Source organism: Serratia sp. ID 25-353 (genome assembly GCF_054792795.1).
The window spans coordinates 5,008,638-5,021,247 of the sequence record NZ_CM139236.1; the positions used below are offsets into that span (position 1 = coordinate 5,008,638).

At 61.0% G+C, this 12,610-nt stretch carries 11 protein-coding genes; 8 read left to right on the top strand and 3 right to left on the bottom strand.

The genetic code is table 11. The annotated features are described in order from the left end of the window. The first annotated feature begins 182 nt into the window (after positions 1-182). The gene (locus ACYF6X_RS23970; protein ID WP_130017772.1) at positions 183-1,367 is read left to right on the top strand and encodes a NupC/NupG family nucleoside CNT transporter; all 1,185 of its coding nucleotides are present in this window, start codon (positions 183-185) and stop codon (positions 1,365-1,367) included. 34 nt (positions 1,368-1,401) lie between these two features. Here the strand turns inward: ACYF6X_RS23970 and ACYF6X_RS23975 are convergent, their stop codons facing one another. Further along, entirely contained in the window at positions 1,402-1,836 is a 435-nt protein-coding gene (locus ACYF6X_RS23975; RefSeq protein WP_063991291.1) for a DUF3574 domain-containing protein, read from the bottom strand. A gap of 253 nt (positions 1,837-2,089) precedes the next feature. Here ACYF6X_RS23975 and ACYF6X_RS23980 point away from each other — a divergent pair, with 253 nt between their 5' ends. Continuing rightward, on the top strand, positions 2,090-2,707 hold the full coding sequence (locus tag ACYF6X_RS23980) for a trimeric intracellular cation channel family protein (RefSeq protein WP_025304704.1): 618 nt from the start codon (positions 2,090-2,092) through the stop codon (positions 2,705-2,707). Here the strand turns inward: ACYF6X_RS23980 and ACYF6X_RS23985 are convergent. Beyond that, entirely contained in the window at positions 2,701-3,597 is an 897-nt protein-coding gene (locus ACYF6X_RS23985; protein ID WP_130017773.1) for a LysR family transcriptional regulator, read from the bottom strand. The genes ACYF6X_RS23980 and ACYF6X_RS23985 overlap by 7 nt on opposite strands. 115 nt (positions 3,598-3,712) lie before the next feature. Here ACYF6X_RS23985 and ACYF6X_RS23990 point away from each other — a divergent pair, with 115 nt between their 5' ends. The 6 genes from ACYF6X_RS23990 to recG all read left to right on the top strand — a co-directional run bounded on the left by ACYF6X_RS23990 (position 3,713) and on the right by recG (position 11,304). Further along, positions 3,713-5,236, top strand: coding sequence for an MFS transporter (locus ACYF6X_RS23990; RefSeq protein WP_130017774.1), 1,524 nt, complete (start codon positions 3,713-3,715; stop codon positions 5,234-5,236). Positions 5,237-5,441: 205 nt separating this feature from the next. Further along, the gene (gmk, locus tag ACYF6X_RS23995) at positions 5,442-6,065 is read left to right on the top strand and encodes a guanylate kinase (protein WP_004931218.1); all 624 of its coding nucleotides are present in this window, start codon (positions 5,442-5,444) and stop codon (positions 6,063-6,065) included. Between the two features lie 54 nt (positions 6,066-6,119). Continuing rightward, positions 6,120-6,395: a DNA-directed RNA polymerase subunit omega gene (rpoZ, locus tag ACYF6X_RS24000; RefSeq protein ID WP_004931221.1), complete on the top strand. Its 276-nt coding sequence runs from the start codon at positions 6,120-6,122 to the stop codon at positions 6,393-6,395. Positions 6,396-6,413: 18 nt separating this feature from the next. Further along, positions 6,414-8,525, top strand: coding sequence for a bifunctional GTP diphosphokinase/guanosine-3',5'-bis pyrophosphate 3'-pyrophosphohydrolase (spoT, locus tag ACYF6X_RS24005; RefSeq protein WP_004931224.1), 2,112 nt, complete (start codon positions 6,414-6,416; stop codon positions 8,523-8,525). A gap of 5 nt (positions 8,526-8,530) precedes the next feature. Beyond that, positions 8,531-9,226 carry a tRNA (guanosine(18)-2'-O)-methyltransferase TrmH gene (gene trmH / locus ACYF6X_RS24010; protein WP_130017775.1) on the top strand — a complete coding sequence of 232 codons (696 nt, stop codon included), beginning with the start codon at positions 8,531-8,533 and terminating at the stop codon, positions 9,224-9,226. Continuing rightward, a complete protein-coding gene (gene recG / locus ACYF6X_RS24015) occupies positions 9,223-11,304 on the top strand; it encodes an ATP-dependent DNA helicase RecG (RefSeq protein WP_130017776.1) in 2,082 nt (693 codons plus the stop codon). The genes trmH and recG overlap by 4 nt, the downstream gene beginning before the upstream one ends. Before the next feature lie 44 nt (positions 11,305-11,348). On the opposite strand, the gene gltS is transcribed toward recG, so the two are convergent. Beyond that, on the bottom strand, positions 11,349-12,560 hold the full coding sequence (gene gltS, locus ACYF6X_RS24020) for a sodium/glutamate symporter (protein ID WP_033649747.1): 1,212 nt from the start codon (positions 12,558-12,560) through the stop codon (positions 11,349-11,351). Positions 12,561-12,610: the final 50 nt, after the last annotated feature.

Here is a 12,610-nt window from a genome sequence, read left to right on the forward strand (position 1 = left end):
TGGGGAGAGGGCTCGCCGGGGAGCTTATGAAAAACTGTCGGACAGCGCGTGCGGATGACAATCGGCAAGATATCCCGCACGCCATAAGTATTTTGTTCTAATTATCACGCAAGGTAATGAAAGGACGGCGATGCTGTGGCTAAATGTGTTTTTTTCCTGCCCGTGAACCGTACGGACCGTTTATGCCACAAATTCTGCAATTTATTATGGCTCTGGTGGTGATCATCGCCCTGGCGCTGCTGGTCAGCAATAATCGCAAGAAAATCCGCCTGCGCTATATCATCCAGCTGCTGGTGATCGAAGGCGCGCTGGCCTATTTCTTCCTGCATTCCGCCAGCGGGCTCAGCGTGATCAAACACGTCGCCGGCTTCTTCGACACCCTGCTCGCCTACGCCGCCCAAGGATCGGAGTTCGTGTTCGGCGGCATGAACAAGGATGGCCTGGCGTTCATCTTCCTCGGCGTTTTGTGCCCTATCATCTTTATTTCCGCCCTGATCGGCATTTTGCAGCATTTCCGTATCCTGCCGCTGATCATCCGCCTGGTCGGCACCCTGCTGTCCAAGGTCAACGGCATGGGCAAGCTGGAGTCGTTCAACGCCGTCAGCACGCTGGTGCTGGGGCAGTCGGAGAACTTTATCGCCTACAAGGGCATCATCGGCGATATCTCGCCGCGCCGCATGTACACCATGGCCGCGACCGCCATGTCGACGGTTTCGCTCTCCATCGTCGGCGCCTACATGTCGATGATCGACGCGCAATACGTGGTGGCGGCCTTGATCCTTAATATGTTCAGCACCTTCATCATCCTGTCGATCATCAACCCGTATCAGGTCGAAGACGAGCCGGAGCTGAAGCTGAACAAACTGCATGAAGATCAGAGCTTCTTCGAAATGTTGGGTGAGTACATTCTGGCCGGCTTCAAAATTGCGATGATCATCGCGGCGATGCTGATCGGCTTTATCGCACTGATCTCCGCCGTCAATGCGCTGTTCTCCGCGGTGCTCGGCATCAGCTTCCAGCAGATCCTCGGCTATGTGTTCTATCCGCTGGCCTGGCTGATCGGCATCCCGGCGGAAGAGGCGCTGAAGGCGGGCAGCATCATGGCGACCAAACTGGTGGCCAACGAATTCGTGGCGATGATTGAGCTGAAGAAAATCGCGGCGGAGCTGTCGCCGCGCGGGCTGGGCATTCTGTCGGTGTTCCTGGTGTCGTTCGCCAACTTCGCCTCCATCGGCATCGTCGCCGGTGCCATCAAGGGGCTGAACGAGCAGCAAGGCAACGTGGTTTCCCGTTTTGGCCTGAAGCTGGTTTATGGCTCGACGCTGGTGAGCCTGCTGTCGGCGGCTATCGCCGGCCTGGTGCTGTAATCCCCACTCCCGGCCGCATGGCCGGGAGTTCGCTTTAAAACGCCACGCACACCGGTGCATCCACCCGCATCACCGAATCCTGCGCAAACTGCTGCTTATAGCCGCTGCGCAGCGCCTCGATATTCGCCTCGCTCTCTTTGCCCGGCGAATGGATCAACAGCAGCGCCTTGCTGTTCTCGCGCGCCAGCTTGCCGTCGTGGCCCAGCCACTGCCCTTTGGCATCAAAGACCGTCAGCCCGTCTTTAAAGCGGGGCGTCACCTGGCTGTCGACGAAGGTTTGCCACTCGGCCGCGGTGATCGTCGGCCCCGCCGGGCGATTCAGGCCGAAGTAGAGCGTTGTTTGCACCAGCGGATCGCCAGCACGGCAAGCCAGGGCGGATGGCACAGCCTGGTGGCCTGGTGCCACGCAGCCGCTCAGCAGCAGGGCGGCCACCACGGCGCCGGCGGCCAGTTTCGGGGAGTTTTTCATCTGCAGTCTCGGTTTCTCGGTTGAAGGGTTAGCTGCAAAAAGCATAGTCAGCGATGGAAACCAGCGCGAAATTTCTAATGCTTTCATCAACAGCCAGATGTTAAAAAAGGCTGGTTACCGGCAATAAAAACGGAGTTTGGATTAGCTAAATTAATCCGAAACGCCATCGGTGAAAAAAACTCAGTGGCGCGCGCCATCGGCGGCGATTACCCTGCCGGCCATCATTCTGACGCAAGTACGCTGTGAATCCCTTATGTTACTGAGCATCCTTTATATCATCGGCATCACCGCCGAAGCCATGACCGGCGCGCTGGCGGCCGGCCGCCGCCAAATGGACATGTTCGGCGTGATCATCATCGCTTCGGTCACGGCGATCGGCGGCGGATCGGTGCGCGATATGCTGCTCGGGCATTTTCCATTGGGCTGGGTCAAACACCCGGAATACATCGTCATCGTCGCGATAGCGGCGATCGTCACCACCTGGGTGGCTCCTCTGATGCGCCATCTGCGCCGCCTGTTCCTGGTGCTCGACGCCGTCGGCCTGATCGTCTTCTCCATCATCGGCGCACAGGTAGCCCTGGATATGGGGCATAGCGCCATTATCGCCGCCATCGCCGCAGTGATCACCGGCGTCTTCGGCGGGGTGCTGCGCGACATGTTCTGCAACCGCATCCCGCTGGTTTTCCAGAAAGAGATCTACGCCGGCATCTCCTTCAGCGCCGCCTGGCTGTATATCGGCCTGCAGCACCTCAGTCTGCCGCACAATCTGGTGGTGATCCTCACGTTGGTCGCCGGCCTGAGCGCGCGCCTGATCGCCCTGCGCTTCCGCCTCGGCCTGCCGGTGTTCAACTACCAGCATCCGGATCACTGATCGTCCGGCAGCATGTACCGTGCCAGATAATCCACGAACACCCGGACTTTCGGCAACATGTGCCGGTTAGAGGGCCACACGGCAGAAAACGCGCCGCGCTCGGGCGTGCTGTCTTGCAGCACCGCCGTCAGCTGCCCGCCGCGCAGAGCCTGGCTCAAAGTGAAATCCGGCAGGTAGGCGATGCCCAATCCCTGCTGCGCCGCATGGATTAGCGCCTCAACGCTGCTGAAACTCATCGTCACCGGCAAGCTTAACGACAGCGCCTCATCGTCGGCGCTCAGCCGCCACGCTTGCAACTGCTGCCCGCCCGGGAAGCGATAACGCAAACAAGCATGCTCGAGCAGATCCGCCGGTTTCAACGGCGTTCCGCGCCGGCGGAAGTAGTCCGGCGCGCCGACCAAAACCTGGCGAAACGGTCCAAGACGCCGCGCCATCAGGCGGGAATCAGCCAGCTCTCCGCCGCGAACCGCCACATCAACGCCCTCGGCGATCAGATCCGCGATGCGATCGTTGAAGTCCACATCCAACTCAATCTCAGGATAACGTGCGGTAAAATCAGCCAACAGCGGCACCAGCATGCGGTAACCGATGGCGGGCATGCTGACGCGCAGCTTGCCGCGCGGCGCCTCTGAAATACGTGCCATCTCGGCTTCAGCGTTCTCGATATCACTAACAATACGCCGGCAGCGTTCGTAAAATAGCGCCCCTTCCTCCGTCAAATTGATGCGCCGGGTGCTGCGGTTGAACAGCCTAACGCCCAACGACGCCTCCAGCCGCGCCACGCTTTTACCCACCGCCGAGGCTGACACCCCCAATCGCTCCCCAGCAGCGACAAAGCTGCACGATTCGGCAGCGCGAACAAACGCCAGCAGCCCGCTCAAACTTTCCATATGGCCCCCATTAGAGCGTTTTTGTCCTGAAAGTGTGGAATTTAGCCTTATTTTTAACCTATTCAGTCTTATTTATCATCCATACCCATCGAAACCACCGCATCAGGAATCGCCCATGAACGCTCATCCATCCCGGAATGCGCACCCGCAGCGCTGGCTCATACTCTTTTCCGTGTGTCTCGCAGGCCTGATCATGCCGTTGAGCTTTACCGGCCCCGCAGTCGCGCTCACCGCGATCGCCAAAGATTTGGGCGGCGGACTGGTCGCGCTCAGTTGGGTCACCAACGCGTTTATGCTGACCTTCGGCTGCAGCCTGATGCTCGCCGGAGCGCTCGCCGATCGTTTTGGCCGCAAGCGCGTATTTATTTGTGGATTGGCGGCGCTCGCGCTCAGCGCCCTGCTCATGAGCGCAGCGCAAGACATTATGTCCTTCGACGCGATACGCGCGCTGCAAGGCATCTCCGCCGCAGCCGCGCTGGCCGGCGGCACCGCAAGCCTGGCCCAGGTATTTAACGGGCCGGAGAGAAGCCAGGCCTTCAGCCTGCTGGGCACCACGTTCGGCATCGGGCTGGCATTCGGGCCGCTGCTGGCCGGCACGCTGACGCAGCTCTTCGGCTGGCGCGCGCTTTTTCTCTGCCTGGCGCTGCTCAGCGCCATTGCGTTGTTCAGCGGCCAGCGCGATATGCCCGAATCGCGCGATCCCGCCGCCTCTCGCCTCGATTGGCCCGGCGCCATCGTCTTTACGCTGGCGCTGTCGCTGTTGACTTACGCCGTGCTGCTGGCGCCCGACAGCGGCTGGAGCAGCACGCAAGTCATTAGGCCGCTGACCGGCGCGCTGCTGTTTATGCTGGCTTTTATCCTGATTGAACTCCGCACCGCTCGGCCGATGCTCGATCTGTCGCTGTTTCGCTACCCGCGCTTTGTCGGCGTACAGCTGTTGGCGGCAGCGCCGGCCTATTCGTACGTGGTGTTGCTGGTGCTACTTCCCCTCCGATTTATCGGCATCGAGGGTTACAGCACCGTGGAAACCGGCATGATGATGCTGACGTTGTCCGCACCAATGCTGGTGCTGCCGCTGCTGACCGGGGCATTCGCTCACCGCTTTTCCGCCGGCGCCGTTTCCAGCCTCGGCTTGTTGATTTGCGCCGCCGGGCTGGCATGGCTGGCGCACTATGCGCCGGGGCAATCGCTCGCGCGGTTACTGCTACCGATGCTGACCATCGGTTGCGGTATCAGCTTGCCCTGGGGATTGATGGACGGTTTAGCCGTCAGCGTCGTGCCGCGAGAGCGAGCGGGCATGGCGACCGGCATTTTCAGCACCGTTCGCGTCGCGGGGGAAGGCATTGCATTGGCGATCGTCGGTGCCCTGTTGGCTTTGTTGGTTGGGCGCCATCTCGCTCCCCCAACCGCAAACGCCGCCGGCGCGCACGCCCTGGCCATGGGGGATATGCCGCGGGCGACCGCCCTGCTCAATGCGGACGCCGCACGGCTGAAGCACGCCTACGAACTGGCTTTCCAGAATCTGCTGTACCTACTCGCCCTGACGACGCTGGCGTCCGCCGTCATTATCTTTCTCTTTCTCCGCCACCCCGCACGGGAAACCCCTTCGTCCGCCCCCCACATTACCGACGCGCCGTAATCTGACATGGCCTCGCCGCCGAGGCCAAAACTGCTGAAATGTTGCCCTTCGACGCGCAAATTCGCTCATTCGCCGCTTTTTCCGCGCAAAGCGGCGGGCAAAATGCGAGCTAACGCTGCACCCGGCGCGTTAGCCGTGTATACTGTGCGGAGAAAATACACATCCGCTGTTATTGGCATATCAACCGTTATCAACGAACATCATCATGGCTCAAGGCACGCTTTATATTGTCTCTGCTCCCAGTGGCGCAGGTAAATCAAGTCTGATTCAGGCTTTGTTAAAGACGCAACCGCTGTACGACACGCAGGTTTCGGTTTCGCACACCACGCGCGACAGCCGCCCAGGTGAAAATCACGGCGAACACTATTTCTTCGTCTCGAAAGACGAATTCCGCCGGATGATCGAGCAGGACGCGTTTCTTGAGCACGCCGAAGTGTTCGGCAACTATTACGGCACCTCGCGCGCCGCCATCGAACAAGTGTTGGCAACCGGCGTAGACGTGTTTCTGGATATCGACTGGCAGGGCGCACAGCAAATCCGCGCCAAAATGCCGCAGGCGCGCAGCATCTTCATTCTGCCGCCGTCGAAGGAAGAACTGGGCCGCCGCCTTCGCGGGCGCGGGCAGGATTCCGAAGAGGTGATCGCCAAGCGCATGGCTCAGGCCGTGGCGGAAATGACGCATTACGCGGAGTACGATTACCTGATCGTGAACGATGATTTCGATCTGGCGCTGTCCGATCTGAAGACCATCATTCGCGCCGAACGCCTGCGTTTGGGCCGCCAGTTGCTGCGGCATGACGCTTTAATCAGCAAACTATTGGCAGACTGAAGGCAGTTTCAGTATCATGCCCAGTCTTTTCGTCACCTGTGGAGTAGCACAAATATGGCACGCGTAACTGTTCAAGACGCTGTAGAGAAAATTGGTAACCGTTTTGACCTGGTGTTGGTCGCTGCTCGTCGGGCGCGTCAGATCCAGACCGGCGGCAAAGATGCACTGGTTCCGGAAGAGAACGACAAGTACACCGTTATCGCCCTGCGCGAAATCGAAGAAGGCCTGATCACCAGCCAGATCCTCGACGTGCGTGAGCGCCAGGAACAGCAAGAGCAGGAAGCCGCAGAGATTCAAGCGGTTACCGCGATTGCTGAAGGTCGTCGTTAATTAGACTGCGAGTCCGCCTTGTACCTGTTTGAAAGCCTGAATCTGCTGATTCAACGTTACCTGCCCGAGGAGCAGATTAAGCGCCTCAAACAGGCATACCTCGTCGCGCGCGACGCGCACGAGGGCCAGACACGCTCCAGCGGTGAGCCTTACATTACTCACCCGGTCGCCGTGGCCTGCATCCTGGCGGAAATGCGTCTCGATCACGAGACGCTGATGGCGGCATTGCTGCACGACGTCATCGAAGACACCCCAGCCACCTATCAGGATATGGAACAGCTGTTCGGCAAGAGCGTCGCCGAACTGGTTGAGGGCGTCTCCAAGCTCGACAAGCTGAAGTTCCAGGACAAGAAAGAAGCGCAGGCGGAAAACTTCCGCAAGATGATCATGGCGATGGTGCAGGATATCCGCGTCGTGCTGATCAAGCTGGCCGACCGTACGCACAACATGCGCACCCTTGGTTCGCTGCGCCCCGACAAACGCCGGCGCATCGCGCGTGAAACCCTGGAAATCTACAGCCCCCTCGCCCACCGTCTGGGTATTCATCACCTGAAAACCGAGCTGGAAGAACTGGGTTTCGAGGCGCTGTATCCGAACCGCTATCGCGTGATCAAGGAAGTGGTGAAGGCCGCGCGCGGCAACCGCAAAGAGATGATTCAAAAAATCCTCTCCGAGATCGAAGGGCGGCTGACCGAAGCCGGCATCGCCTGTCGCGTCAGCGGGCGGGAAAAACACCTCTACTCCATCTACCTCAAGATGCACCTCAAAGAACAGCGTTTCCATTCCATCATGGATATCTACGCGTTCCGGGTGATCGTGAAAGAGGTCGATACCTGCTACCGCGTGCTCGGCCAGGTGCATAGCCTGTACAAACCGCGCCCGGGGCGAGTAAAAGATTACATCGCCATTCCCAAGGCCAACGGCTATCAATCGCTGCATACCTCGCTGATCGGCCCGCACGGCGTGCCGGTCGAAGTGCAGATCCGCACCGAAGATATGGATCAGATGGCTGAGATGGGGGTGGCCGCGCACTGGGCTTACAAGGAAAGAGAACAGGGCGAAACCGGCACCACGGCGCAGATCCGCGCCCAGCGCTGGATGCAAAGCCTGCTGGAGCTGCAGCAAAGTGCCGGCAGTTCGTTTGAATTTATCGAGAGCGTCAAATCCGATCTGTTCCCGGATGAGATTTACGTTTTCACCCCGGAAGGCCGCATCGTCGAGCTGCCCGCCGGCGCCACGCCGGTCGACTTCGCCTATGCGGTGCATACCGATATCGGCCATGCCTGCGTCGGCGCACGCGTCGATCGTCAGCCGTACCCGCTGTCGCAGTCGCTGACCAGCGGCCAAACCGTCGAGATCATCACCGCACCGGGCGCACGGCCCAACGCCGCCTGGCTGAACTTCGTGGTCAGCTCGAAAGCACGCGCCAAAATCCGCCAGATGTTGAAGAACCTCAAGCGTGACGACTCCGTTGGCCTCGGCCGCCGTCTGCTCAACCATGCGTTGGGCGGCAGCCGCAAGCTGGCCGAAATCCCGCAGGAAAACATTCAGCACGAGCTGGACCGCATGAAGCTGGCGACGCTGGACGATCTGCTGGCGGAAATCGGCCTGGGCAACGCCATGAGCGTGGTGGTAGCGAAGAACCTGCAGGGCGATCAGTCCAGCCTGGGCACCTCCTCCGGCGTGCGTAACCTGGCCATCAAGGGCGCCGACGGGGTGTTGATCACCTTCGCCAAGTGCTGCCGTCCGATTCCGGGCGACCCGATTATCGCTCACGTCAGCCCGGGCAAAGGGCTGGTGATCCACCATGAATCCTGCCGCAATATTCGCGGCTATCAGAAAGAGCCTGAGAAGTTCATGGCGGTCGAGTGGGATAAAGAGACCGAGCAGGAGTTCATCGCCGAGATCAAGGTGGACATGTTCAACCACCAGGGCGCGCTGGCCAACCTGACGGCGGCGATCAACGCGGCCGAGTCCAATATTCAGAGCCTGAACACCGAAGAGAAAGACGGTCGGGTTTATAGCGCCTTTATCCGCTTGACCACCCGCGATCGCATCCATTTGGCAAACATTATGCGTAAAATCCGTATCATGCCGGATGTGATCAAAGTTAACCGCAACCGAAACTAGCGCTTATGAGTCCTGAACGCTATGCGCGGATTTGTGAAATGCTCGCGACCCGGCAGCCGGATTTGACGGTCTGCCTGGAGCAAGTGCACAAGCCGCATAACGTCTCCGCCATTATCCGCACCGCCGACGCCGTCGGCGTGCATCAGGTCCACGCCGTGTGGCCCACCACCCGTATGCGCACCCTGGTTTCCTCCGCCGCCGGCAGCAACAGCTGGGTCAGCGTTAAAACCCATCCCACCATCGGCGACGCGGTCGGTCACCTGAAAGCGCAGGGCATGCAAATTCTGGCCACCAACCTGTCTGCGCGCGCGGTCGATTTCCGCGAGGTGGACTACACCCGGCCCACCTGCGTGCTGCTCGGCCAGGAAAAAACCGGCATCACCGAAGAAGCGCTGGCGCTGGCCGATCAGGACATCGTCATTCCGATGATCGGCATGGTGCAATCGCTCAACGTCTCTGTGGCCTCGGCACTGATCCTGTATGAAGCGCAGCGCCAGCGGCAGAACGCCGGCCTGTATCGCCGTGACAACAGCATGCTGGACAAAGAAGAGCAGCAGCGTCTGCTGTTCGAAGGCGGCTACCCGGTGCTGGCCAACGTGGCCAAGCGCAAAGGGCTGCCGCGCCCGCAGATTGACGAGCAGGGCCAGGTGGTCGCCAGCGCCGAATGGTGGGCGGCCATGCAGGCGACGGTGCGCAAATGAAAGGCCGCCTGCTGGATGCTATCCCACTCACCACGCTTTCCGGGGTTGGCGCCAGCCAGGCGGGCAAACTGGCCAAAATTGGCCTCGAGACCATTCAGGATCTGCTGCTGCACCTGCCGCTGCGCTACGAAGACCGCACTCGCCTCTACCCGATCAACGATCTGCTGCCCGGCATCTACGCCACGGTAGAAGGGGAAGTGCTGCGCAGCGACATCAGCTTCGGCCGCCGCCGCATGTTAACCTGCCAGATCAGCGACGGCACCGGCATCCTCACCATGCGGTTCTTCAACTTCAACGCCGCAATGAAGAACAGCCTGGCCACCGGCCGCCGCGTGACCGCCTATGGCGAGATCAAGCGCGGCAACCACGGCGCGGAAATCATCCATCCGGAATACCGCATTCAGGGCGAAGCCAGCGAGGTCGAGCTGCAGGAGTCGCTGACGCCGGTTTACCCCACCACCGAAGGGGTGCGGCAGGCCACGCTGCGCAAGCTGACCGACCAGGCGCTGGAGCTGCTGGATACCTGCGCCATCGCCGAGCTGCTGCCGCCGGAGCTGAGCGGCGGCCTGATGAGCCTGCCGCAGGCGCTGCACACCCTGCATCGCCCGCCGCCGGACATCCAGTTGGCGGATCTGGAGCTGGGCAAACACCCGGCGCAAAAACGCCTGATCCTCGAAGAACTGCTGGCGCATAACCTCAGCATGCTGGCGGTGCGCGCCGGCGCGCAGAGTTATCAGGCGCAGCCGCTGCTGCCGGACGATCGGCTCAAAAACCGTTTTCTCGCCCAGTTGCCGTTCTCGCCGACCGGCGCGCAAACGCGCGTGGTGGCCGACATCGAAGCCGATATGCAAAAAGACTTCCCGATGATGCGGCTGGTGCAGGGCGACGTCGGCTCAGGCAAAACGCTGGTGGCGGCGCTGGCGGCACTGCGCGCCATCGCGCACGGCAAGCAGGTGGCGCTGATGGCGCCGACCGAGCTGCTGGCCGAGCAGCACGCCAACAATTTCCGTCAGTGGTTCGAGCCGCTGGGGCTTGAGGTCGGCTGGCTGGCCGGCAAACAGAAAGGCAAGGCGCGCATCGCGCAGCAGGAAGCCATCGCCAGCGGCCAGGTGTCGATGGTGGTCGGCACCCACGCCATCTTCCAGGAGCAGGTGCAGTTCAACGGGCTGGCGCTGGTGATCATCGATGAGCAGCACCGCTTCGGGGTGCATCAGCGGCTGGCGCTGTGGGAGAAAGGCGAAGAGCAAGGCTTCCACGCCCATCAGCTGATCATGACCGCCACGCCGATCCCGCGCACGCTGGCAATGACCGCCTATGCCGATCTCGATACCTCGGTCATCGACGAGCTGCCGCCGGGCCGCACGCCGGTGACCACCGTCGCCATCCCCGATACCCGCCGCGCCGACATCATTCAACGGGTGAAGAGCGCCTGTCTGGAAGAGGGGCGGCAGGCTTACTGGGTGTGTACGCTGATCGAAGAGTCCGAACTGCTGGAAGCACAGGCGGCGGAAGCCACCTGGGAAGAATTGAAAACCGCGCTGCCGGAGCTGAAGGTGGCGCTGGTGCACGGCCGCATGAAAGCGCAGGAAAAGCAGGCGGTGATGCAGGCGTTTAAACAGGGCGAGCTGCAGCTGCTGGTCGCCACTACGGTGATCGAAGTCGGCGTCGACGTGCCGAACGCCAGCCTGATGATCATCGAAAACCCGGAGCGGCTGGGCCTGGCGCAGCTGCACCAGCTGCGCGGCCGCGTAGGACGCGGCGCCGTGGCCTCACACTGCGTGCTGCTGTACAAAACGCCGCTGAGCAAGACTGCGCAAACGCGCCTGCAGGTGCTGCGCGACAGCAACGATGGCTTCGTCATCGCGCAGCGCGATCTGGAGATCCGCGGCCCGGGCGAGCTGCTGGGCACCCGCCAGACCGGCAGCGCCGAATTCAAGGTGGCGGATCTGCTGCGCGATCAGGCGATGATCCCCGAAGTGCAGCGCGTCGCTCGCCATCTCCATCAGCATTATCCGGAGCACGCCCAGGCGCTGATTGAACGCTGGCTGCCGGAGAAGGCGCGTTATTCCAACGCATAAAAAAGGGCGCCGCAGGCGCCCTCTTTCCGTGATGACTCGCGATATCACCCCACCGCCGGGAACACCGGCAGCAGCAGATACAGCTTGATGACGATGGCATTGGCGATATCGATAAAGAATGCCCCCACCATCGGCACCACCAAAAACGCCACGTGCGACGGACCGAAGCGATCGGTGATCGCCTGCATGTTGGCGATCGCCGTCGGCGTGGCGCCCATGCCGAAGCCGCAGTGGCCAGCGGCCAGCACCGCCGCATCGTAGTTTTTACCCATCACCCGGTAGGTAACGAAGATCGCGTACAGCGCCATGACCAGCGTCTGCACCGCCAGGATCGCCAGCATCGGCAGCGCCAGCGAGGCCAGCTCCCACAGGCGCAGGCTCATCAGTGCCATCGCCAGGAACAGCGACAGGCTCACGTTGCCCAGCACCGATACCGCGCGCTCGAACACGGTATAGAAACCGGTGAAGGCCAGCGTGTTGCTGAGGATCACCCCGACGAACAGCACGCAAACAAAGTTCGGCAGTTCAAACACCGTGCCGCTCAGCAGGCCGGCAATCAGTTGCCCCAGACTCAGACAGATGGCGATCATGGCGATGGTTTCGATCATCACCAACGAGGTGATCAGGCGGCCGCTTTCAGGCTTCTCGAAGCCGCTCGGCTGCACGCTGTCATCCGGGGTGCCTTCCGGCGTGGAGGAGTGTTTGACCAGATAGCGCGCCACCGGGCCGCCGATCAGGCCGCCCAGCACCAGGCCGAAGGTGGCACAGGCCATGGCAACTTCCGTCGCGTTTTCAAAACCGTAGCGCTCGATGAACAGCTTGCTCCAGGCGGCCCCGGTACCATGGCCGCCCGACAGGGTGATCGACCCGGCGATCAGGCCCATCAGCGGATCCAGCCCCAGCATTTTCGCCATGCCGATGCCGATGGCGTTCTGCACGATAAGCAGCCCCAGCACCACGAACAGGAATACCACCAGCACCTTGCCACCGGCGCGCAAACGCGCCAGGTTGGCGTTCAGACCGATGGTAGCGAAGAAGGCCAGCATCAGCGGGTCCTTCAGCGACATGTCAAAACTGATTTCCCAGTTGACGAGCTTTTTCAGGGCTAACAGCAGAAGGGCCACCAGCAAACCGCCGGCGACGGGAGCAGGAATGGTATATTTTCGCAGCAGAGGAATGGTTCTGACGCACTTGCCCCCGAGGAGCAAAACCAGCGTCGCCGCGACTAACGTGCCATAAGTATCAAGATGAAACATCCAGGTACTCCATGTAAGGGAAAAGATCCAAATAAAAATAATAAGTTATA

What these genes read in the sequence shown, in the direction of transcription:
- ACYF6X_RS23970 (WP_130017772.1), top strand. Translation starts at nt 183, where the DNA reads ATGCCACAAATTCTGCAATTTATTATGGCTCTGGTGGTGATCATCGCC.
- ACYF6X_RS23975 (WP_063991291.1), bottom strand. Translation starts at nt 1,836, where the DNA reads ATGAAAAACTCCCCGAAACTGGCCGCCGGCGCCGTGGTGGCCGCCCTG.
- ACYF6X_RS23980 (WP_025304704.1), top strand. Translation starts at nt 2,090, where the DNA reads ATGTTACTGAGCATCCTTTATATCATCGGCATCACCGCCGAAGCCATG.
- ACYF6X_RS23985 (WP_130017773.1), bottom strand. Translation starts at nt 3,597, where the DNA reads ATGGAAAGTTTGAGCGGGCTGCTGGCGTTTGTTCGCGCTGCCGAATCG.
- ACYF6X_RS23990 (WP_130017774.1), top strand. Translation starts at nt 3,713, where the DNA reads ATGAACGCTCATCCATCCCGGAATGCGCACCCGCAGCGCTGGCTCATA.
- gmk (WP_004931218.1), top strand. Translation starts at nt 5,442, where the DNA reads ATGGCTCAAGGCACGCTTTATATTGTCTCTGCTCCCAGTGGCGCAGGT.
- rpoZ (WP_004931221.1), top strand. Translation starts at nt 6,120, where the DNA reads ATGGCACGCGTAACTGTTCAAGACGCTGTAGAGAAAATTGGTAACCGT.
- trmH (WP_130017775.1), top strand. Translation starts at nt 8,531, where the DNA reads ATGAGTCCTGAACGCTATGCGCGGATTTGTGAAATGCTCGCGACCCGG.
- recG (WP_130017776.1), top strand. Translation starts at nt 9,223, where the DNA reads ATGAAAGGCCGCCTGCTGGATGCTATCCCACTCACCACGCTTTCCGGG.
- gltS (WP_033649747.1), bottom strand. Translation starts at nt 12,560, where the DNA reads ATGTTTCATCTTGATACTTATGGCACGTTAGTCGCGGCGACGCTGGTT.